At 71.0% G+C, this 20,180-nt stretch carries 20 protein-coding genes; 1 reads left to right on the plus strand and 19 read right to left on the minus strand.

The genetic code is table 11. From position 1 onward, the window contains the following. Positions 1 to 10 precede the first annotated feature (10 nt). Entirely contained in the window at positions 11 to 1,666 is a 1,656-nt protein-coding gene (locus GON04_RS09000; RefSeq protein WP_157397568.1) for a SulP family inorganic anion transporter, read from the plus strand. On the opposite strand, the gene GON04_RS09005 is transcribed toward GON04_RS09000, so the two are convergent. The 19 genes from GON04_RS09005 to GON04_RS09095 form a co-directional block, all read right to left on the minus strand. Then, on the minus strand, positions 1,656 to 2,060 hold the full coding sequence (locus GON04_RS09005) for a GtrA family protein (RefSeq protein ID WP_157397569.1): 405 nt from the start codon (positions 2,058 to 2,060) through the stop codon (positions 1,656 to 1,658). The genes GON04_RS09000 and GON04_RS09005 overlap by 11 nt on opposite strands. Next, complete coding sequence (locus tag GON04_RS09010) at positions 2,060 to 3,535, minus strand: hypothetical protein (protein ID WP_157397570.1); 1,476 nt, start codon at positions 3,533 to 3,535, stop codon at positions 2,060 to 2,062. Before GON04_RS09010 ends, GON04_RS09005 begins: the two co-directional genes overlap by 1 nt. 9 nt (positions 3,536 to 3,544) lie before the next feature. Beyond that, the gene (locus tag GON04_RS09015) at positions 3,545 to 4,600 is read right to left on the minus strand and encodes a glycosyltransferase family 2 protein (protein ID WP_157397571.1); all 1,056 of its coding nucleotides are present in this window, start codon (positions 4,598 to 4,600) and stop codon (positions 3,545 to 3,547) included. Positions 4,601 to 4,737: 137 nt separating this feature from the next. Then, positions 4,738 to 5,583, minus strand: a complete 846-nt coding sequence (locus tag GON04_RS09020) for a DUF429 domain-containing protein (protein WP_181653958.1) — start codon at positions 5,581 to 5,583, stop codon at positions 4,738 to 4,740. After that, on the minus strand, positions 5,580 to 6,008 hold the full coding sequence (locus tag GON04_RS09025; RefSeq protein WP_157397572.1) for an acyl-CoA thioesterase: 429 nt from the start codon (positions 6,006 to 6,008) through the stop codon (positions 5,580 to 5,582). Before GON04_RS09025 ends, GON04_RS09020 begins: the two co-directional genes overlap by 4 nt. A 17-nt stretch (positions 6,009 to 6,025) precedes the next feature. After that, positions 6,026 to 6,448: a BLUF domain-containing protein gene (locus GON04_RS09030; protein ID WP_157397573.1), complete on the minus strand. Its 423-nt coding sequence runs from the start codon at positions 6,446 to 6,448 to the stop codon at positions 6,026 to 6,028. 2 nt (positions 6,449 to 6,450) lie between these two features. Continuing rightward, positions 6,451 to 7,188: a GTP cyclohydrolase I gene (gene folE, locus GON04_RS09035; RefSeq protein WP_181653959.1), complete on the minus strand. Its 738-nt coding sequence runs from the start codon at positions 7,186 to 7,188 to the stop codon at positions 6,451 to 6,453. Positions 7,189 to 7,263: 75 nt separating this feature from the next. Beyond that, the gene (locus GON04_RS09040) at positions 7,264 to 9,024 is read right to left on the minus strand and encodes an ATP-dependent DNA ligase (RefSeq protein ID WP_157397575.1); all 1,761 of its coding nucleotides are present in this window, start codon (positions 9,022 to 9,024) and stop codon (positions 7,264 to 7,266) included. Next, positions 9,021 to 10,109: a ligase-associated DNA damage response exonuclease gene (locus tag GON04_RS09045; protein ID WP_181653960.1), complete on the minus strand. Its 1,089-nt coding sequence runs from the start codon at positions 10,107 to 10,109 to the stop codon at positions 9,021 to 9,023. The genes GON04_RS09040 and GON04_RS09045 overlap by 4 nt, the downstream gene beginning before the upstream one ends. Before the next feature lie 2 nt (positions 10,110 to 10,111). Further along, positions 10,112 to 11,329: a cardiolipin synthase ClsB gene (gene clsB / locus GON04_RS09050; protein ID WP_157397576.1), complete on the minus strand. Its 1,218-nt coding sequence runs from the start codon at positions 11,327 to 11,329 to the stop codon at positions 10,112 to 10,114. Positions 11,330 to 11,342: 13 nt separating this feature from the next. After that, positions 11,343 to 12,071, minus strand: a complete 729-nt coding sequence (locus GON04_RS09055; RefSeq protein ID WP_157397577.1) for an endonuclease/exonuclease/phosphatase family protein — start codon at positions 12,069 to 12,071, stop codon at positions 11,343 to 11,345. Then, positions 12,068 to 12,517 (minus strand): dihydroneopterin triphosphate diphosphatase, encoded by a 450-nt coding sequence (gene nudB / locus GON04_RS09060; protein WP_157397578.1) that lies wholly within the window; start codon positions 12,515 to 12,517, stop codon positions 12,068 to 12,070. The genes GON04_RS09055 and nudB overlap by 4 nt, the downstream gene beginning before the upstream one ends. 47 nt (positions 12,518 to 12,564) lie before the next feature. Continuing rightward, positions 12,565 to 14,364 (minus strand): aspartate--tRNA ligase, encoded by a 1,800-nt coding sequence (gene aspS, locus GON04_RS09065; protein WP_157397579.1) that lies wholly within the window; start codon positions 14,362 to 14,364, stop codon positions 12,565 to 12,567. 43 nt (positions 14,365 to 14,407) lie between these two features. Beyond that, a complete protein-coding gene (locus GON04_RS09070) occupies positions 14,408 to 15,034 on the minus strand; it encodes a DUF502 domain-containing protein (protein WP_157397580.1) in 627 nt (208 codons plus the stop codon). Between the two features lie 11 nt (positions 15,035 to 15,045). After that, the gene (locus tag GON04_RS09075; protein WP_157397581.1) at positions 15,046 to 15,411 is read right to left on the minus strand and encodes an FmdB family zinc ribbon protein; all 366 of its coding nucleotides are present in this window, start codon (positions 15,409 to 15,411) and stop codon (positions 15,046 to 15,048) included. An 83-nt stretch (positions 15,412 to 15,494) separates the two neighbouring features. Then, positions 15,495 to 16,952, minus strand: a complete 1,458-nt coding sequence (locus tag GON04_RS09080; protein ID WP_181653961.1) for a sodium:solute symporter family transporter — start codon at positions 16,950 to 16,952, stop codon at positions 15,495 to 15,497. Positions 16,953 to 16,971: 19 nt separating this feature from the next. Continuing rightward, complete coding sequence (gene ubiB / locus GON04_RS09085) at positions 16,972 to 18,543, minus strand: ubiquinone biosynthesis regulatory protein kinase UbiB (RefSeq protein ID WP_157397582.1); 1,572 nt, start codon at positions 18,541 to 18,543, stop codon at positions 16,972 to 16,974. After that, on the minus strand, positions 18,540 to 19,124 hold the full coding sequence (locus GON04_RS09090; protein ID WP_157397583.1) for a hypothetical protein: 585 nt from the start codon (positions 19,122 to 19,124) through the stop codon (positions 18,540 to 18,542). Before GON04_RS09090 ends, ubiB begins: the two co-directional genes overlap by 4 nt. 53 nt (positions 19,125 to 19,177) lie before the next feature. Further along, positions 19,178 to 20,170 (minus strand): Tim44 domain-containing protein, encoded by a 993-nt coding sequence (locus tag GON04_RS09095; RefSeq protein WP_157397584.1) that lies wholly within the window; start codon positions 20,168 to 20,170, stop codon positions 19,178 to 19,180. Positions 20,171 to 20,180 lie beyond the last annotated feature (10 nt).

Raw genomic sequence — 20,180 nt, forward strand, 5'->3', positions numbered from 1 at the left:
AGCTCGGGTGATGCTGCCGAGCTTGTCCCGTTGGTTGCCGTTCCTGCGCTGGCCGCGTCCCGACGCCGGCCTGCTGCGCGGCGAAGTCACCGCCGCCCTCACGGTGGCGGTGGTGATGATTCCCCAGTCGGTCGCCTATGCCGGCCTGGCCGGCATGCCGCTCGTCACCGGCCTGTACGCCACCTTCCTGCCCATGCTGGCGGCCGTGCTGTTCAGCAGCTCGACACGGCTGTCGGTCGGTCCCTCGGCCCTGAGCAGCGTGCTGGTTGGCGCCTCGCTGCTGGGCCTGGCGGAGCCGGGCAGCGCGCAGTGGGTGCTGCTGGCCGTCTGGCTGGCGCTGCTGGCCGGCGCCATGCAGCTGGCCGTCGGTGCCAGCGGCTCGGCCTGGATGCTCAACCTCGTGAGTTCGCCCGTGCTCACCGGCTTCAGCCAGGCGGCCGCGCTCCTCATCATCGCCTCGCAGTTGCCCAAGCTGCTGGGCCTGCAGGGTCCGCTGGCCAGCCTGCTGCACGGGCCCCGCTTCGACCTCGAGGGACTGGCGTACGGGCTGGTCAGCCTGGCGCTGTTCGAGGTCGGCAAGCGCCTGCTGCCCAGGTTGCCGACGGTGCTGCTGGTGCTGGCGGCCGCGGCCGTGCTGAGCTGGGCCACCGGATACGCGACGCGCGGCAGCGTGGTCGGCAGCCTGCCCGCAGGCCTGCCGGCCCTGTACCTGCCGGCCCTGCCCGCCTGGGACACGCTCCGCGCCCTGGTGGCGCCGGCGCTGGTGCTGGCGCTGGTCAGCTCGATGGAGATGGCGGCCAGCGCCAAGATCGAGAGCCAGCGCGATGGCAAGCGCTGGGACGCCAACCAGGACCTGGTGGGCCAGGGCGTGGGCAAGCTGGTGTCGGGGCTGTCGGGCAGCTTCCCCACCAGCACCTCGTTCTCGCGCTCGGCCATCACCCTGTACTCGGGCGCGAAGACCGGCTGGGCCACGGTCGCGGCCTGCGCGATCGTGCTGCTGGTGCTGCTGTTCCTCACGCCGGCGCTCTACCACGTGCCCTCGGCGGTGCTGTCGGCCGTGGTCGTGGCGGCCGTGATGGGCCTGCTCAAGCCGCGCGTGTTCACGCAGTTGTGGCAGGTCGACCGGGTCGAGGCGGTCACCGCCGCCGTCACCGCCACCATCACGGTGCTGGCGGCCCCGTCGATCTACTGGGGCGTGCTGTCGGGCGTGGTGATCGGGCTGGCGCACTTCCTCTACCTGCGCCTGCATCCGCGCATCATCGAGGTCGGGCTGCACCCGGACGGCAGCCTGCGCGACCGCCACCTGTGGCGCCTGGCCCCGATCGCGCCGCACACCTATGCGCTGCGGATGGACGCCGAGCTGGACTTCGCGTCGGCTTCCGCGTTCGAGCGCGCCGTGGTCGAACACCTGGCGGCCAATCCCGACACCCGGCATGTCTGCCTGTTCGCGCAGCCGATCAACCGCATCGACGCCACCGGCGTGGAGGTGTTCACCGCCCTGCGCCGGCTGCTGGCGGCCCGCGGCATCACGCTGCACGTGAGCGGCATCAAGCTGCCGGTGGAGACCGTGCTGCGCAAGGCAGGCGCGCTGGCCGACGAGACGATGCTGCGCCTGTACCGTACCGACGTCGAGGCCCTGCTCGCCTTCGGACGGCTCAGCCCTTGAAGGCGAAGTGCTTGCTGCCCAGGTAGTTGAAGACCAGGGCGGCCGCCGAGGCGACGGCGAACGGCACGATGGGCCGGGCGGCCAGCAACGGCGAGGCCAGCACCAGGCCGGTGTAGATGCCGAAGTTCACGCCCGTGCCGACCAGGCTCACCGCGACATAGCGCCCCAGGCTGGCCAGCAGCGAGCCGCCCTCGCGCGGCTGGAAGGTCACGGTGCGATTGAGCCACCAGGTCGCCAGCACGGCGGCCGGGAACGACACCAGCCGGGCCGCGATCGGTCCCCAGCCGGCGAACGTCACCAGCAACTGCAGCAGGCCGCCGTCGACGACGAAGCCGACGGTGCCGACCAGGCCGAAGCGCACCAGCGGCGGCAGGGCCGCGACCCGCGCCCCCATCAGACGAACCCCCGGAAGTCGAGCAGGCGCGTGGCCAGCCCGACGAGGACGACCGCGCCGACCAGGCCGGCGCTGGCCAGCAGCGGCTGCCGCCGTTCGCGCCACATCGCCAGCAGGCGCGGGCCGGTGACCAGGCTGGCCAGCAGCACGGCCAGCAGCGACCAGTAGTGGTAGCGCATGTCGGTGGCGACGCCGATCAGCAGGTAGGCGCCCGAATAGCCCAGCGCCGACACGCACAGCACGCGAGCGAAGGCCACCGCCGGTGACGCCGGCTCGTCGCGCCGCAGCAGCACCAGCAGGCAGCCCGCCCAGGCGAGCCACACGCAGGGCCAGACGAACGGGTTCTTGCGCAGCAGGTCGAGCTTCACGTCGCGCTCGGTCACCACTTCCAGCGGTGGATGCCTGGGATCGCCCGGCCGGTATTCGGCCGTGAAGCGGATGTGCTTGCTGGGCACCGCGAACAGCAGGGCCGAGTTGAAGTGCTTGAGGCGGTGCTCGGCATAGGCCAGCGGGTGGGCGGCGATCGCACGGGCCCACTGGGCAACCAGGCCGTCGGGCAGTGTCGGCGTGTCCGCGTCGGGCCGATGGACCCGGTCGGCGCAGCGGCCCCACATGCTCAGGCTGTCCCACCAGTAGGGCGAGTAGCAGGCCTTCAGGTCGTCGCGCGACAGCGTGGCGCGCGGCTCGAGCACGGCGGGGTCGCCGGTGTGCACGGCGATGCCCATCAGGTCGAACAGGAACAGGGACTGGGTGGCGTTCTGCGCCACCGGCCGGAACAGCTGCTGGTTCAGCAGCTGGCCGGCGGGCAATGCCACGATCGCGACCAGCACCGCCGCCACCATCAGCCGCACGTTGCGCAGCCAGTGCCGGGGCGCGAAGGCATACAGCAGCAGGGGCCCCAGGCCGAACAGGGCGTTGGTGCGCACCAGGGTGCCGTAGGCGACCAGCAGCGCGATGGCGACGCCGACGGCGAGCGGAATGCGGCGATCACGGCTGCGGTACCAGAACAACGCGCCGGCCGCGGCGAGCCAGCTGGCGGCCATGCCGACATCCTTCACCACCTGGGCGTTGACGTACAGGAAGGGCGGAAAGGCGCCGGCCGCGGCGACGACCAGGGCCAGGCGCGGATGGCCGGCGCGGCGCACCGCGTCGGCGATGAGGCCGAAACCGGCCCAGTAGGCCGCCAGGTGCAGCACCAGCAGCGGCCCCGGGCCGTCGGCGACGTGCAGCAGCAGCGACCACAGCCACGCCATCACCGGCGGGTGCCAGTCGCCATAGCGTCCGGTCACCGCCTGCCGGTACTGCTGCAGCGTGTCGTTGTTCATCACGCCGGGAAAGTGCAGCGCCACGTTGGCGGCGAACAGCAGCGCGACCAGCCCCAGGAGCAGCCAGCCGGCCATGCCCTCGAAGCCGCCCGCGGCGACCGTCCGCTCGCGCCGGTCCCAGCCGAACAGGAAGTCGGAATCGGTCTGCATGGCCACCGGTCAGGACAGGACCGGGGTCGCGGCCATGGCTTCGTCGTGCTGCGCCTGCGCCTGCGCGGGCTGGGCGGCGGGCCGGCGACCGGCCGCGAGCGCGCGGGTGGCGCGGATGTCGGCGTCGGGCCACTGGGGCGCCGGGATGTCCAGGTAGGCCAGCCGCTTGAGCTCGCGGCGTGAGTGCGTGACGGTGTCCAGGATCAGGCCGCACACCATCGACAGCACGGCCACCAGCATGATGCCGACCGACAGCACGGCGGTCGGCAGCCGCGGCACGAGGCCGGTGCGCAGGAATTCCAGTACCACCGGGGTGGCCAGGCCGAGCGACAGCAGCGCCAGCACGACGAAGCTGCAGCCGAAGAACATGAGCGGACGCTCCTCCTTCACCAGCAGGCCGATCATGCGCAGGATGCGCAGGCCGTCGCGGATCGTGTTCAGCTTGGAGTTCGAGCCCTCGGGCCGGTCCTTGTAGCGGGTGGGCACCTCGGCCGTCTTCATGCGCAGTTCGAGCGCGTGCACCGTCAGCTCGGTCTCGATCTCGAAGCCGCTCGAGGTCGCCGGGAACGACTTGACGAAGCGGCGCGAGAACACGCGGTACCCCGAGAGCATGTCGTCGAACTGCTTGCCGAAGATCACCTGCACCAGGCCGGTGAGCAGGCGGTTGCCGAAGCGGTGGCCGAAGCGGTAGGCCTCCTTGATCTGCGTCACCCGGGCGCCGTTGACCATGTCGAGCTGGCCGTCGAGCAGCGTGCGCACCAGCGCCGGCGCCGACGACGCGTCGTAGGTGTCGTCGCCGTCCACCAGCACGTAGACATCGGCCTCGACGTCGCTGAACATGCGGCGCATCACGTTGCCCTTGCCGGGGAACGGCTCGTGGCCGACGATGGCGCCGGCACGGGCCGCCACCTCCGCCGTGCGGTCGGTGGAGGCGTTGTCGTAGACGTAGATGCGTGCGCCCGGCAGCGCGCGACGGAAGTCCTCCACCACGCGCCCGATCGCGACCTCCTCGTTGAAGCAGGGGATCACGACGGCGACATCGACGGCATTCAAATCATTCAACATGGCTCACGGCTCCCTGGCGGCGACACCACCCTGCCGAGGGCGGTTGGTCGGCGTCCAGGGATGCTAGGCCGCGCAACCGTCCAGCGGGCGTCGCATAGCCCGGTGGAGCCATGGCCCTAACGGTCGAGCCGGCGTGCTCAACCGTGGGACGGAACCGCGAGATCGGCGCTGACGATCCAGCCTTCCAGCGGATCGAGCGCGGCCGGCAGGCCCCAGCGCGGCGGGCCCTGCAGGGCGGCCCAGCCGGCCTGCACCATGCACAGCACCGCGTCCAGCGCGTCGCCGCTGGCATCGGCGACCAGGGCGTCGCGCTGCGCATGGCTGAGCTTCAGGCGCAGGCCCAGGCGGGTCTGGCCGGCCTCGAGCGCGGTGACGATGTCCTTGCGCGCGATCAGGCGCTCGGGCGTGTGCTTGCCGCGGTCGTCGCTCTTGTAGCTGCGGCGGCCGATGAGCTCGCGCGCGAGCAGGCCGGGGTAGGCCTCCAGCGCCACCCGGTCCGGATCGCCGACATGGACGCCCGGCAGGTCGACCCCGGCGGCCAGCAGCAGGGGAACGGCCGCATGCAGCATGTACGCGACCGGCGGGTTGACCCACTTCATCGACGGGCTGGAGCCGGCCAGGCGGTCGAAGGCGCGGTGGGCGAACTTGTTGCCGGCCGGCCGCGCATCACAGAACGCCGCGAAGGTGGCACGGATCTGCTCGCGCGTCAGGCCGGCGTAGTGGCGCATGCACGCCTCCCACCCGGTCGGCCAGCCGAGCTGCTCGACGAGTTCGCGCGGCAGGCCGAACGGCACGTCGAAGCCGCCGACCCAGGAACCCGGCTCGCCCAGCCAGTGGCCGAAGGCCGGCAGGGTGTCCAGGTGCTGCAGCCGGTCGAGCACCACCCGGCCCTGGCGCTCGTGGCCCAGGGCCAGCACGATGGGCTTGCGGCGGCTCGGGCTGCTGGAGAAGTCGCAGCCGACCAGGGTCGCTGGGGCGCTCACGCCGGCGGGCCGCCGAGCGCCGCCCGCACCTCGTCGGGAACGGGCGCGCTGCGCAGGGCGCTGCCCGGGCCGTCCGCGTAGCGGCACCACACGCGCGACTCGCTGCCGCGCGCCAGCAGCGTGCCATCGCCTGCCAGCACGAACTCGTGGCCGATGCTGAACGAGCTGCGCCCCCAGCGCGTGACCTGCGAGCGGATCTCGACCAGGTCGCCGAAGGTGGGCGAACGCAGGAAGTCGCAGGCGGCGTGCACCAGCGGCAGGGTGTAGTGCTCGGCGCGCATGCGCGCGGCCGGATAGCCCGCCTGGGCGGCCAGCCCCCAGGTGGCCGCGTCCATCCAGCGGTAGTAGGTCGGGTAGAAGACGATGCCGGCGGGGTCGCAGTCGCCCCAGGCCAGCTCGCGCTGCAGGCGCACGACGACGGTCATCGGCGCGGCCGCGCGGGTCAGGTCCGGCCGCAGATGGCGGCGGTGGCCATCAGGTCCTCCAGCAGCGCCAGCGACACCTTGCCGGACACGGCATAGGGATCGAGCTCGGGCTTCTCGGAGTACTTCAGCAGGATCGTGTGGTTGAGCTTGGACAGGTTGACCTGCCCCATGGTCCAGCCGCCGAAGCGACGCTCGAAGATTTCCTCGTAGTGCAGCAGCGCGACGTCCTTGTGGCGCGGATCCTTCTGGATGTGGCCGAACAGGTCGGACACCTGCAGCCGGCCGCCCTCGATGGCCTGCAGGAAGATGCCGCCGCCGTAGCAGAGGATGCCGGTGATGCCGCTGACCGGGTTGTGCTGGCGCGCCTGCGCCAGGATGGCTTCGATGCCGTCGGGGCGCGTGTCGACCGCGCGGCTGCAGTAGAGGAGACGAACCAGCATGCTCAGTTGCCCCCGTTCCGCTTGGGGATCAGCGCCAGGAATTCGCGCCGCAGCGCCGCGTCCTTGAGGAACACGCCGCGCATGACCGAGTTGATCATCTTGCTGTCCATGTCCTTCACGCCGCGCCAGGCCATGCAGTAGTGGCTGGCCTCCATGACGATGGCCAGGCCGTCCGGCTGCGTCTTGTCCATGATCAGGTCGGCCAGCTGCACCACCGCCTCCTCCTGGATCTGCGGCCGCCCCATCACCCATTCGGCCAGCCGGGCGTACTTGGACAACCCGATGACGTTGGTGTGCTCGTTGGGCAGCACGCCGATCCAGATCTTGCCGATGACGGGACAGAAGTGGTGGCTGCAGGCCGAGCGCACGGTGATCGGGCCGACGATCATCAGCTCGTTCAGGTGCTCGGCGTTCGGGAACTCGGTGATGGTGGGCGGGCGCACGTAGCGGCCGCGGAACACCTCGTTCAGGTACATCTTGGCCACGCGGCGCGCGGTGTCGACGGTGTTGTGGTCGCTGGACGTGTCGATGACCATGCTGTCGAGCACGCCCTGCATCTTCGACTCGACCTCGTCGAGCAGCGCTTCGAGCTCGCCGGGCTGCACGTAGTCGGCGATGTTGTCGTTGGCGTGGAAGCGCCTGCGGGCGGCCAGCAGCCGCTCGCGGATCTTGACCGACACGGGCGTACCCTCGTCGGCGGCCTGCAGGGCTTGCTGGTTCGGTTCGGCTTTCATGAGCATTGAGTATGCTAACAAACGTCCGGTGGCGGGCGCTTGGCGTTGAGCGAGTGCCCCCTTCGGATGCTGCCCATCCATTCAACCCGGCAGCAGCGCTTCCAGCGCCTGCAGGGTATCGGCCTCGTGCAGCGGCTTGTCGTGGCGGATGCGCAGCATGCGCGGAAAGCGCACCGCGATGCCGCTCTTGTGCCGCGAGCTGCGGTTGATGCCCTCGAAGCCGAGTTCGAACACCAGCGACGGCCTGACGCTGCGCACCGGGCCGAACTTCTCGATGGTGGTGCGGCGGATGATGGCGTCGACCTGCCGGAACTCCTCGTCGGTGAGCCCCGAATAGGCCTTGGCAAATGCCACCAGCTGCAAGGCGCCCGGCTGCGCCGGCTCCTTGCCCGCGATGGCCTCCAGGACTGCGTCGGCCTCGTGCCGGTCCCGCGGCGGCCGGTTCCAGACCGCGAAGGTGTAGTCGGTGTAGACCGAGGCGCGCCGGCCATGACCGGCCTGGGCATAGACCAGCACGCAATCGATGGTCATGGGGTCGATCTTCCACTTCCACCACAGCCCGTCGGCCTTGGTGCGGCCGGTGCCGTAGGCAGCGTCCAGGCGCTTGAGCATGAAGCCTTCGACCCCCAGCTCGCGCGAGCGGGCGCGCCGCTGGGCGAAGTCGAGCCAGGAGGTGGCCGTCTCGACCGGCGACAGCTTCAGGCGCGTGCGGGCCAGTAGCGCCTCCAGCCGGGCGCGCCGTTCGCCTTGCGGCCGCTCGCGCAGGTCCTGCCCGTCCTGCTCCAGCAGGTCATAGGCCATGAAGGTGACGGGAGCGTCGGCCAGCACCTTGCGCGTGAGCGTCTTGCGGCCGATGCGCTGCTGCAGCAGCGCGAACGGCGCGGGCCGGCCAGCGAGCGTGCCGGCCAGGCCCGCGGCCGGTTCGCTGCCGGACGCGAGCTCGGCACCGGGTTCCGGGTCCTGCCAGACCAGGATCTCGCCGTCCAGCACGGTACCGTCCGGCAGCTCCTGCGCCAGCGCGACGATCTCGGGAAAGCCCTCGGTGACCAGTTCCTCGCCGCGCGACCACACCCAGACCCGGCCGCCGCGCTTGACGACCTGGCCCCGGATGCCGTCGTACTTCCACTCGACCTGCCAGTCCTGCACCGGGCCCAGCCGCGGCGTGAAGGTCTCGGCCGTGCCATCGAGCTGGTGGGCCAGGAAGAAGGGATAGGGCTGGCCCTCGTCGGCGCGCTCGGGGGCGCCCTCCTCCACCGTCGCCACCAGCGCCGCGAAGCGCTCGGCCGAGGGCACCACCTTGCCGTCGGTGTAGCCCATCATGCGCTGCGCGACCCGCTTGGCGTCGACGCCGCCGTGCGCGGCCAGGGCCCGCTGCACCAGCAGCTTGCTCACGCCGACCCGGAAGCCCCCGCCCACCAGCTTGGTGAGCAGGAAGCGTCCCTGGTCGTCGAGCTCGCGCCACCAGCCGCGCACGCGCGCCGCGCTCTCGGCCGGCGGCAGGCCGCGCAGCGGCAGCAGGCGCTGCTCGACCCACTCGGCCAGGCCCACCTTCGAGGTCTGGCTGGCGCGCGGCAGCACATGGGCGATGGTCTCGGCCAGGTCACCCACCGCCTGGTAGCACTCGTCGAACAGCCAGGGTGCAATGCCGGCCTCCTCGCAGGCCAGCTGCGCCAGCAGGGCCATGGGCACGACCTGGCGCGGCTTGCCCCCGGCCAGGAAGTAGACCGCCCAGGCCGCGTCGGCCGGCGCCGCGGCCGCGAAGTAGCGCTGCAGGGCCTCGACCTTGGCGTTGGTGGAGGTCGTCGCATCCAGTTCGGCGAACAGCTGCGAGAACTGCCTCATGCGCCGGCGCCGCCCTCACCCGCCGCGCCGCCCGGTCCGGCCTCGGCCGCCGGACCATCTGGGCCGGCCTCGCCGTTGCCCGCCGCCGCGTCGGCCTCGACCACGTCGTCGCCGTATTCGGTGTCGAAGCCCTCGGCCTGCAGGCCCTGGTCCTGCAGGTAGCGCACCATCACCGGCACGCTGCCATGGGTGACGATGATGCGGTGGGCGCCGGTGGCGCCGATGGCGGACAGCAGCCCGGGCCAGTCGGCGTGGTCGGACAGGACGAAGCCGCGGTCGTAGCCGCCGCGCCGGCGCGCGCCGCGCAGCTGCATCCAGCCGCTGGCGAAGGCGGTGCTGGTCTCGCCGAAGCGCCGCAGCCAGGTGCTGGCCACGGCGCTGGGCGGGCACAGCACCAGCGCCCGGCGCAGCTCCGCCCGGTCGCCGACTTCGGTGACCAGCCGGGTGTCGGGCAGCGCCACGCCGGCGGCGCGGTAGGCGTCGTTGAGCGGACGCACCGCGCCGTGCACGATGACCGGCCCGATCGTCGGGTCGATGCCGCTGAGGATGCGCTGGGCCTTGCCGAAGCTGTAGCAGGCCAGCACGCTGGCCTGTCCGGCCGCGGCATTGCGCCCCCACCAGCCGTTGAGGTCGGCGAACAGCTCGTCGTCCGGCCGCCAGCGGTAGATCGGCAGGCCGAAGGTGGACTCGGTGATGAAGACGTCGCACGCCACCGGCTCGAACGGGTCGCAGGTGCGGTCGGGTGCCACCTTGTAGTCGCCGCTGGCCACCCAGACCTGGCCGCCGTGCTCCAGCCGCACCTGGGCCGAGCCGAGCACGTGGCCGGCCGGGTGCAGCGAGATGCGCACGCCGTGGTGCACCGCGGCCTCCCCGTAGGCCAGCGTCTGCAGGTCGATCGCGCCCAGGCGCGACCGCAGCACGCCCTCGGACGGCGCCGCCGCCAGGTAGTGGCCATTGCCCACGCGCGCATGGTCGGCGTGCGCGTGCGTGATGACGGCGCGGGCCACCGGCCGCCAGGGATCGATGTAGAAGTCGCCGGGCGGGCACCACAGCCCCTCGGGGCGCTGCACGACCAGGTCGGCCACGGCTACCAGTACCTCCGCTTGCCCTGCACCGCCAGCGCCAGCCGCATGACACCGAGCGCGATGTACTCGAACACGCGTTCGCGCAGCGGTCGCCGCTCGTAGTGGGCGGCGAGCATCGGGTGGCCCTCGTGCTGCACCGCATCCAGCAGGCGCGTGCGCAGCCCGGCGGCGAAGGCCGCGTCGTCGACCAGCAGGTTGGCCTCGCGCGCCAGCAGCAGGCTCAGCGGATCGAGGTTGGACGAGCCGACCGTGGCCCAGCGGCCGTCGATGACGGCCACCTTGGCGTGCAGGAAACTGGGCGAGTACTCGTGGATGTCCACGCCGGCGCGCAGCAGCGCCCCGTAGATCGGCCGCGCCGCGTAGTACTGCATGAAGTACTCGTAGCGCCCCTGCAGCAGCAGCACCACCCGCACGCCGCGCCGTGCCGCCGTGACCAGGGCCTGGCGCATCTTGCGGCCCGGCACGAAGTAGGCGTTGGCGATGATGATCTCCTCGCGCGCGCGCCCGATGGCGCGCCGGTAGGAGCGCTCGATGGCGCCGCGGAAGCGCAGGTTGTCGCGCAGCACCAGCGCGGCCCGCGCCCCCGGCAGGCTGGACGGGCGCGGCGGCGGTTGCTCGCGCGCCGCCCGCGTGCCGCGGATGGTGGCCAGCGCGCCGCCGAGGTCGCCGTGGCGCAGGTCCTGGAAGGTCCGCATGCGCTGCCACAGCGTCAGCATGGTGGTGCGCATCTCCTGCACCAGCGGCCCGGTGACGCGCACCGCGAAATCGAAGCGCGGCGCCGGCAAGGCGCCGTGGTTGGGATCGTGCAGGTCGTCCAGCACGTTGACCCCGCCGCAGAAGCCCGTCTCGCCGTCGACCACGCACAGCTTGCGGTGCAGCCGCCGCCAGCTGCTGGGCGACAGCACGGACAGCGGCCCGGTCGGCGCGAAGGTGCGCCAGCGGACCCCGGCGCCCAGCAGCCGCAGCCGCCACTCGGGCGGCACCGCCGGCGTGCCGAAGCCGTCGACCACCACCCGCACGTCCAGGCCGCGCCGCGCCGCCCGCTCCAGCGCCCAGGCGACCTCGGCGCTGGCGCCGGTGAAGTCGAAGATGTAGGTCTCGAGCCAGACTTCCCCGTGGGCGGCATCAATGGCATCCACCAACGCAGGGAAGTAGTCGCGGCTGCCCTGCAGCAGGTCCAGCACATGGCCGCTGCGCAGCGGAGGGATGCGGTGCGCCATGGCCGCCGGGTCCTCAGAGCCTGAACGTGGCGATCAGGGGCAGGTGGTCCGACATGCGGCCCCACACCGAGCCGCGCGGGATCTCGATGCCCACCGGCTTGAGGCCGCGCGCGTAGACATAGTCGAGCTGGGCCAGCGGCAGCCGCGAGGGATAGGTGGCGGCCTTGGGCTGGATGCAATCGTTCAGCCCGATGGCACGCATGGCGGGACGCAGCTTGGCGCCCCAGTCGTTGAGGTCGCCGCCGACCAGCAGCGGTGCGGTGCGCGGCACCTCGCGCTGGATGTAGCGCCCCAGCTGCTCCACCTGGCGCAGGCGGCTGCCGGCGATCAGGCCCAGGTGCAGCACGATGACATGGACCTCGCGCCGGCCCATCTCGACCTGCACGTGCAGCAGGCCGCGCTGCTCGAAGCGGTGGTCGGACATGTCCTCGTGGCCGTGCGACATCACCGGCCAGCGCGACAGCAGCGCGTTGCCGTGCTCGCCGTGCCGGGTCGTGGCATTGGTCTGGTAGACCGCGCTAAAGCCCTCGGGGCACAGGAATTCCGCCTGCGGCAGTTCCGGCCAGCGGGTGAAGTAGCGCTCCTCGCGGCGGTGCAGCTTGCGCACCTCCTGCAGCAGCACCAGGTCGGCGTCGAGCTGTTCGACCGCATGGCCGATGTTGTGGATCTCCAGGCGCCGAGCGGGACCGATTCCCTGGACGCCCTTGTGGATGTTGTAGGTGGCGACCCGGATCACCGTCATCGCTGAAATTGTGGCAGCAAGAGGATGGCTTCGGCGTTCGACGGCGAGAAGCAGGCATCGGCCGCCGCCCGCCAGCCGAGCCATTGCCAGGCGGTGTGCTCGCGCGGGTTCAGCGTTACCGGCGTGCCGTGCGCCACCTGCAGGCCGAACACGTGCTCGGTGTTGTGGGTCACCCCGGGCGCGTAGCGGTGGCGCCAGCGCGGGTAGATCTCGTAGATGTTCTCCAGTCCCCAGTCGCGCAGCAGCCCGGCGCGCGCGTCGATGCCGGTCTCCTCCAGCACCTCCCGGATGGCGGTGGTCTCGAGCGGCTCGTCGGGATGGTCCTTGCTGCCGGTGACCGACTGCCAGAAGGACGGCGCATCGGCCCTGTTGATGAGCAGCACGTCCAGCTCGGGCGTGTGGATCACGACCAGGACCGACTGCGGGATCTTGTAGGGGCGCTGCATGAAAAAAGGGCACCGGAGTGCCCTTCCATTTTGCCGCGCGGCCCGCCTCAGGCGGCCGGGACGTTGCGCAGCCGGATGTGCAGCTCGCGCAGCTGCTTCTCGTCGACCGGGCCGGGGGCCTGGGTCAGCAGGTCCTGGGCACGCTGGGTCTTGGGGAAGGCGATGACATCGCGCAGGCTCTCGGCGCCGGTCATCAGCATGACGAAGCGGTCGAGGCCGATGGCGATGCCGCCGTGCGGGGGCGCGCCGTACTGCAGCGCGTCGAGCAGGAAGCCGAACTTCAGCTGGGCTTCCTCGGGGCCGATCTTGAGCGCACGGAAGACCTTGCTCTGCACGTCCTCGCGGTGGATCCGGACCGAGCCGCCCCCCAGCTCGATGCCGTTGAGCACCGCGTCGTAGGCCTTGGCCACGCAGCGCCCGGGGTCGGTCTCGAGCCAGTCCTCGTGGCCGTCCTTGGGCGAGGTGAACGGGTGGTGCACGGCGTTCCAGCGCTGCGCGTCGTCGTCGAACTCGAACATCGGGAAGTCGACCACCCACAGCGGCTTCCATTCGCCGTCGCGCAGGCCGTGGGACTTGCCGAACTCGCTGTGGCCCACCTTCACGCGCAGCGCGCCGATGGCGTCATTGACGACCTTGGCCTTGTCGGCACCGAAGAACAGCAGGTCGCCGTCCTTCGCGCCGGTGCGCTCCAGGATGCGGGCGATCGCCTGGTCGTGCAGGTTCTTGACGATGGGCGACTGCAGGCCGTCACGGCCCTTGGCGACCTCGTTGACCTTGACCCAGGCCAGCCCCTTGGCGCCGTAGATCTTGACGAACTCGGTGTAGCCGTCGATCTCGCCGCGGCTCATCTCGGCGCCGCCGGGCACGCGCAGGCCCACCACGCGGCCGTCCTCCTGGTTGGCCGGGCCCGAGAACACCTTGAAGTCGACGTCCTTCATCACGTCGGTGAGCTCGGTGAACTCGAGCTTGATGCGCAGGTCGGGCTTGTCGGAGCCGTACAGCCGCATCGCGTCGGCGTGCTTCATGACCGGGAAGGCGCCGAGGTCGACGCCGATCACGTTCTGAAACGTGCTGCGGATCATGCCCTCGAACATGGTGCGGATCTCCTCCTCCTTCATGAAGGAGGTCTCGACGTCGATCTGCGTGAACTCGGGCTGGCGATCGGCGCGCAGGTCCTCGTCGCGGAAGCACTTGGTGATCTGGTAGTAGCGGTCGAAGCCCGACACCATGAGCAGCTGCTTGAACAGCTGGGGCGACTGCGGCAGCGCGAAGAACATGCCGTCGTGCACGCGGCTGGGCACCAGGTAGTCGCGCGCGCCCTCGGGCGTGCTCTTGGTGAGCATCGGCGTCTCGATGTCGATGAAGCCGTTGGCGTCGAGGAACTTGCGCACCTCCATCGACACCTTGTAGCGCAGCATCAGGTTCTTCTGCATGTACGGCCGGCGCAGGTCGAGCACCCGGTGCACCAGCCGCGTGGTCTCCGACAGGTTCTCGTCGTCGAGCTGGAACGGAGGCGTGACCGAGGGGTTGAGCACCGCCAGCTCGTGGCACAGGACCTCGACCTTGCCGCTGCGCAGGCTGTCGTTGGTGGTGCCGGCCGGGCGCGCCCGCACCACGCCCTTGATCTGGACGCAGAACTCATTGCGCAGGCCCTCGGCGGCCTTGAACATCTCGGGGCGGTCGGGGTCGCACACGACCTGGACGTAGCCTTCGCGGTCACGCAGGTCGACGAAGATGACGCCGCCGTGGTCGCGCCGGCGGTTCACCCAGCCGCACAGGGTGACGGCCTGCCCGAGCAGCGACTCGTCGACGAGGCCGCAATAGGTGGAGCGCATTTGTTGGGACATGGGAGTACCTCGACAAGCAGGACGGGCCGCGCGCGGCGACCCGTCACCGCGGATGGGGAACGGGAACGGGAGCGGGCGGCACGACCACCCCCATCGAGATCACGTAGCGCAGGGCTTCGTCGACGCTCATGCGCAGCTCGATGCAGTCGGCGCGGCGCAGCAGGACGAAGTAGCCGCCCGTGGGGTTGGGCGTGGTGGGCACGTAGACACTGACGAAATCGCCCGCCGGCAGGTGCGTGGCGACGTCGCCCCCGGGCGAGCCGGTGACGAAGGCGATGGTCCAGACGCCCGGCCGGGGCCACTCGACCAGCACCGCGGTGCGGAACGCGTTGCCCGAGGGCGAGAACAGCGTGTCGGAGACCTGCTTGACGCTGGAATAGATGGACCGCACCACCGGGATGCGGTTGACGATGGCGTCGCCCCACGACACCAGCTTGCGGCCGACGAAGTTGCTGGTGATGGCCCCCACCACCAGCAGGATGGCCAGCGCCAGCAGCACGCCCAGGCCGGGGATGCGGTAGCCGGTCAGCCGCTCGGGCTGCCAGGCCTGCGGCAGGATCAGCAGCGTCTGGTCGAGGGTGCCGACGATCCACTGCAGCACCCACAGGGTGATGCCCAGGGGCGCGAGGACGAGCAGGCCGGCAAACAGCCAACGGCGGAGTGCGACCATGGTGCGCGGCGTCAGGAGGACGTACCGGCGGAAGCCGCGGGCGTGTCGGTCTTGGTGGTGGCGCTGACCGAGGGCTTGGCATCGCCCGCCGGGGCGGCCGCTGCATCGCCGGGCTTGGCGGCCTCGGCCGGCTTGGCGTCGCCCGACTTGGCATCGCCCGACTTGGACTCCGGGGTCGCCGACGACGACCCGTTGCCGCCACGGAAATCGGTGACGTACCAGCCGGATCCCTTGAGCTGGAACCCGGCGGCGGTGACCTGCTTGCTGAAGGCCTCGGCGCCGCAGGCCGGGCACGTGGTCAGCGGGGCGTCGGACACCTTCTGCAGCGCGTCCTTGGCATGGCCACAGGAGCCGCACTTGTAGGCGTAGATGGGCATGGCGAGGATGGGAGGGTTGGGCCCGAAGGCAAAGCCCGCAATTATAGGCGGCGGGCCGGGTTGCCAGCCCGGCCTGCCGCCGGTCAGGCGGGCACGTGGGTCCGCGGTTCCTTGCGGTTGCGCAGCAGCTGCGGTAGGAGCGATCCGGCCACCATGCCCGCCAGCGCCGCCAGCAGGCCGGCCAGCTGGCCCGGGAAGGCCTTGCTCAGCCCCTCGTTGACCTGCGGGAAGAACAGCACCCAGACGAAGACGCCCGCGGCGATGGAGGTGATGGCGCCCTGGGTGGTGGCCCGCTTCCAGTACAGGCCCATGACCAGCGGCACGAAGGCGGCCACCAGCGTGACCTGGTAGGCGGCCGAGACCAGGTCGTAGATGGGGGTGCCCTTCATCGCGATGGCGTACGACAGCACGATGGCGGTGAACACGATGATGGTCATGCGCATGGCCAGCAGCTGCTGGCGGTCGCTCATGTGGGGGCGCAGGTTCTTCAGGATGTTCTCCACGAAGCTGGTCGACGGCGCCAGCAGCGTGGCCGAGGAGGTGCTCTTGATCGCCGAGAGCAACGCGCCGAAGAACAGGATCTGCATCACCAGCGGCATCCGGGTGAGGATGAAGGTCGGCAGCAGGCGCTGGTAGTCGTTGCGGGCCAGTTCGACGGCCTGGTCGCCCATCACGACCACCGCGCTGGCGACGATGAACATGGGCACGAAGGCGAACAGGATGTAGCTCACCCCGCCGATCACCGCGCCGTTGCGGGCCGTGTCGACGTCGCGGGCCGACATCACGCGCTGGAACACGTCCTGCTGCGGGATGCTGCCCAGCATCATGGTCAGGCCGGCGCCGATGAAGAAGGCGATGTCGGTGAAGGTGGGCGGCGGGAAGAAGGCCCACAGGTTCTGCTGCGTGGCCAGGTCCAGCACGTGGTGCGCGCCACCGGCCAGGTCGCTCGCGAACACGGCGATGATGGACAGGCCGACCACCAGCACGATCATCTGGATGAAGTCGGTCCAGGCAATGGCCAGGAAGCCGCCGATCACCACGTACACCAGCACCGCCAGCGTGCCGACGACCATGCCGGCGGTCTCGGACATGGCGCCGTTGGTGAGCACCGAGAACACCAGGCCCAGGGCCGTGATCTGCGCCGCCACCCAGCCCAGGTAGCTCAGGATGATGGCGCAGGAGCAGAACACCTCGACCCCGCGGCCGTAGCGCGCACGGTAGAAGTCGCCGATGGTCAGCAGGTTCTGCCGGTACAGCCTGGTGGCGAAGAAGGCGCCGACCAGGATCAGGCAGGTGCCGGCGCCGAACGGGTCTTCCACGATGGCGTTGAGCCCGCCCTGCACGAACTTGGCCGGGATGCCCATCACCGTCTCGGCCCCGAACCAGGTGGCGAAGGTGGTGGTGACCACCATCGCCAGCGGCAGGCTGCGGCCGGCGATGGCGAAGTCGGCGGTGTTCTTGATGCGCGTGCCCGCCCAGGCGCCGATGGCCAGCGTGCCCAGCAGGTACAGGACGACGAACGTGATCAGGGTGGGGTTCACCGGCGGCTTCCTCCAGTCTCTAGTAGACCCGCACCCAGTGCGCCAGCTGGGTCAGGGCCAGTCCGATGGCAAATCCCAGGCCGATCGCCACGGCGGTCTGCAGCAACCGGTTGGTGCGGCGCTGCTCCGCGATCAGCAGCTCGACCTGGCGCTCCTGGCGCTGCGCGTCGGGGCGCTGCTGCAGGAAATCATGCAGCAGGCGGGGCAGTTCGGGCAGCAGCTTGGCATAGCGCGGCGCCTGGTCGCGCAGTTCGTCCATCAGGCGTTGCGGGCCGACCTGCTCCAGCATCCAGCGCTCCAGGAACGGCTTGGCCGTGCTCCACAGGTCCAGGTCGGGGTCGAGCTGGCGGCCCAGCCCCTCGATGTTCAGCAGCGTCTTCTGCAGCAGCACCAGCTGCGGCTGGATCTCGACCTGGAACCGGCGCGAGGTCTGGAACAGGCGCATCAGCACCATGCCCAGCGACAGCTCCTTGAGCGGGCGGTCGAAGTAGGGCTCGCAGACGGCGCGGATCGCCGACTCCAGCTCGTCGACGCGGGTGTCCCGCGGCACCCAGCCGGACTCGATGTGCAGTTCCGCGACCCGCTTGTAGTCGCGCCGGAAGAAGGCGTTGAAGTTCTGCGCCAGGTAGTCCTTGTCGAACTCGGTGAGCGTCCCGATGATCCCGAAGTCGAGCGAGATGTAGCGCCCGAAGGTGGCCGGATCCAGGCTCACCTGAATGTTGCCCGGGTGCATGTCGGCGTGGAAGAAGCCGTCGCGGAACACCTGGGTGAAGAAGATGGTCACGCCGTCGCGGGCCAGCTGGCGCATGTCGACGCCGGCCTGAACCAGCCGTTCGCCCTGGTTGATCGGCACGCCGTACATGCGCTCCATGACGATCACCTCGGGATGGCAGCAGTCCCAGAACATCTCCGGGATCAGCACCAGGTCGAGGCCGGTCATGTTGCGCCGCAACTGGGCCGCGTTGGCCGCCTCGCGCAGCAGGTCGAGCTCGTCGTGCAGGTACTTGTCGAACTCGGCGACCACCTCGCGCGGCTTCAGCCGCTTGCCGTCGGCCGACAGGCTCTCCACCCAGCCGGCCATCATGCGCATCAGCGCCAGGTCGTTCTCGATGACCGGCAGCATGCCCGGGCGCAGCACCTTGACGGCCACCTCGCGGGTGCGGCCCTGCTTGTCCAGCAGGGTCGCGAAATGGACCTGCGCGATCGACGCGCTGGCCACCGGCTCGCGCTCGAAGCTGGCGAAGAGGTTGCCGACCGGGCGGCGGAAGGCGCGCTCGATCGTCTCGATGGCGATGGCCGGGTCGAACGGCGGCACCCGGTCCTGCAGGCGGGCCAGTTCGTCGGCGATGTCGGCCGGCAGCAGGTCGCGCCGGGTCGACAGCACCTGGCCGAACTTGACGAAGATCGGCCCCAGCCGCTCCAGCGCCATCCGCAGCCGCTGGCCGCGTGGCGCATCGAGCCGGCGCCCGAACGCCAGGACCCGCGCCAGCCGGTGCAGCCAGGGCCGGCGGAAGCTGTTGAGGACGAGTTCGTCGAGCCCGTAGCGCAGGGCGACCAAGACGATGTAGGCGCCCCGAAAGTACCGCTTCATGCGGCGCCCGGGCCGGCCGGGGTGGCACCGGCGCCGTCCGCCGGCGCAGCCGGGGACGCGGCCGCCGGGCCGGGCACGAAGCGGCGCAGCGCGTCGACCATGGCGCGCGCGGCCTGGGCGACCGCATGGGCCGGCGCGTCGCCGACCACCCGGGCCAGGTCCTCCTCGAGGTCCCAGCGCACGTGGTCGACCAGCCAGTTCACTTCGGCGGCGAACTGCACGTCGCCGGCGATGCGCACCGGCGGCTTCTCGGCGCGCAGGGCGGCGCGGGTGAGCGACCACGGCGAGTCGTCGGTGACCGTCAGCGTGAGGTCGGGCGCGGCCGCGGGGCTGGCCAGGTCGAGCAGGCCGGCGGGGGTGGCGACCAGGCGGACGTTGAAGGTGCGCCAGCGGCCCTCGACGATGCGGCCGGACTGGCGGCGCAGGCGCTCCATGGCCTGCGGCTCCTGCATCAGGACGTGATTGAGCAGCAGCACCAGCCGGTGCTGGGCCTCGTGCACGGCCCAGGGCGGAGGCTGGAGCCGCTCGGCCACGGCGTCGAAGATGCCGTCCAGGAAAGGAAAAGGGGACCGTGTCGCCATGGTCCCCCATTATTCAATACGCGCGCCGGTCGGCCGCGCCGGCCGTGCCGGTATCAGGCCAGGGCCTGCACCCCCGCGACCAGCCAGCCACTGGCACCGCTCTTGGGCTTGGTCATGTTCCAGACCTCGCGGAACGGGCTGGGCCCCGCCGAGGGCTGCTCGCGGATCATCCCCGAGTACTCCACGCTGGCCATGTAGTCGCCGCCCAGGTCCTCGATGCCCAGCAGCTGCGCCTCGAGCATCACCACTTCGGTCTTGTTCGGCTGGCCGTCCAGGTGCTTTTCGCGCTCGGCCAGCTGCGAACGGATCTCGGCCAGCATCTCGTCGGTCATCATCGAGCGCAGGGTGGCGATGTCGGAGCAGTCCCAGGCCTCCTGCAGCGTCATGAAGTTGCGCTTGGCGGCATCGACGAAGCCGGGCACGTCGAACCCCTGCGGGATGCCCCAGCCCTGCGGGCCGGTGAGGCCGGAGCCGATCTGGACGCCGCTGCCGTTGTACTTGCCGGCATCGAACGCCATGCTGCTGCGCTCCCAGGGGCGGGCCGAGGCGTCGTTGCCAACCTTGTCCGGGCTGTACTGGCGCGGGGGCTGGGCCGTGTCGGCCGGGGCCGGCCCCCAGGCGCCCGGGGCGCCCGCCATGGCCGGCCGGCGGCCGCGCAGGATGTAGCCGACGATGGCCAGCGCCGCGAACGCGAACAGCGCGATCAGGAGCGCGTTGGCCAGCGCCGGGCCGAAGCCGAGCGCGTTGGCCAGCCAGGCCAGGCCCAGGCCGGCGGCCAGGCCGCCGAGCATGGCGCCCCAGGGCTTGCGCGGGGCGGCGGCCGGCGCGGCGGGTGCCGGCTGGGCGGGACGGGCCTGTTGCGCGGCGGCCGACTGCTGCGCGGGCGCGGCACCGGGTGCGGCGGGCGCCGCCGGCGCGGCCTCCCGCTGGGTGACATTGCCCGATTGCTTGCCGATCGAGCGGCCGCCTCCCAGGCGGCGCGCGGCGTCGGCGTCCATCGCGCCGAGCGCAAGGGCGGAGGCGAAAACAGCGGTCCACAACTTCATGGTCGATCCT

This window comes from Ramlibacter pinisoli (genome assembly GCF_009758015.1).
GTDB classification, from domain to species: Bacteria; Pseudomonadota; Gammaproteobacteria; order Burkholderiales; family Burkholderiaceae_C; genus Ramlibacter; species Ramlibacter pinisoli.

What these genes read in the sequence shown, in the direction of transcription:
- GON04_RS09000 (WP_157397568.1), top strand. Translation starts at nt 11, where the DNA reads ATGCTGCCGAGCTTGTCCCGTTGGTTGCCGTTCCTGCGCTGGCCGCGT.
- GON04_RS09005 (WP_157397569.1), bottom strand. Translation starts at nt 2,060, where the DNA reads ATGGGGGCGCGGGTCGCGGCCCTGCCGCCGCTGGTGCGCTTCGGCCTG.
- GON04_RS09010 (WP_157397570.1), bottom strand. Translation starts at nt 3,535, where the DNA reads ATGCAGACCGATTCCGACTTCCTGTTCGGCTGGGACCGGCGCGAGCGG.
- GON04_RS09015 (WP_157397571.1), bottom strand. Translation starts at nt 4,600, where the DNA reads ATGTTGAATGATTTGAATGCCGTCGATGTCGCCGTCGTGATCCCCTGC.
- GON04_RS09025 (WP_157397572.1), bottom strand. Translation starts at nt 6,008, where the DNA reads ATGACCGTCGTCGTGCGCCTGCAGCGCGAGCTGGCCTGGGGCGACTGC.
- GON04_RS09030 (WP_157397573.1), bottom strand. Translation starts at nt 6,448, where the DNA reads ATGCTGGTTCGTCTCCTCTACTGCAGCCGCGCGGTCGACACGCGCCCC.
- folE (WP_181653959.1), bottom strand. Translation starts at nt 7,188, where the DNA reads ATGCTCATGAAAGCCGAACCGAACCAGCAAGCCCTGCAGGCCGCCGAC.
- GON04_RS09040 (WP_157397575.1), bottom strand. Translation starts at nt 9,024, where the DNA reads ATGAGGCAGTTCTCGCAGCTGTTCGCCGAACTGGATGCGACGACCTCC.
- clsB (WP_157397576.1), bottom strand. Translation starts at nt 11,329, where the DNA reads ATGGCGCACCGCATCCCTCCGCTGCGCAGCGGCCATGTGCTGGACCTG.
- GON04_RS09055 (WP_157397577.1), bottom strand. Translation starts at nt 12,071, where the DNA reads ATGACGGTGATCCGGGTCGCCACCTACAACATCCACAAGGGCGTCCAG.
- nudB (WP_157397578.1), bottom strand. Translation starts at nt 12,517, where the DNA reads ATGCAGCGCCCCTACAAGATCCCGCAGTCGGTCCTGGTCGTGATCCAC.
- aspS (WP_157397579.1), bottom strand. Translation starts at nt 14,364, where the DNA reads ATGTCCCAACAAATGCGCTCCACCTATTGCGGCCTCGTCGACGAGTCG.
- GON04_RS09070 (WP_157397580.1), bottom strand. Translation starts at nt 15,034, where the DNA reads ATGGTCGCACTCCGCCGTTGGCTGTTTGCCGGCCTGCTCGTCCTCGCG.
- GON04_RS09075 (WP_157397581.1), bottom strand. Translation starts at nt 15,411, where the DNA reads ATGCCCATCTACGCCTACAAGTGCGGCTCCTGTGGCCATGCCAAGGAC.
- ubiB (WP_157397582.1), bottom strand. Translation starts at nt 18,543, where the DNA reads ATGAAGCGGTACTTTCGGGGCGCCTACATCGTCTTGGTCGCCCTGCGC.
- GON04_RS09090 (WP_157397583.1), bottom strand. Translation starts at nt 19,124, where the DNA reads ATGGCGACACGGTCCCCTTTTCCTTTCCTGGACGGCATCTTCGACGCC.
- GON04_RS09095 (WP_157397584.1), bottom strand. Translation starts at nt 20,170, where the DNA reads ATGAAGTTGTGGACCGCTGTTTTCGCCTCCGCCCTTGCGCTCGGCGCG.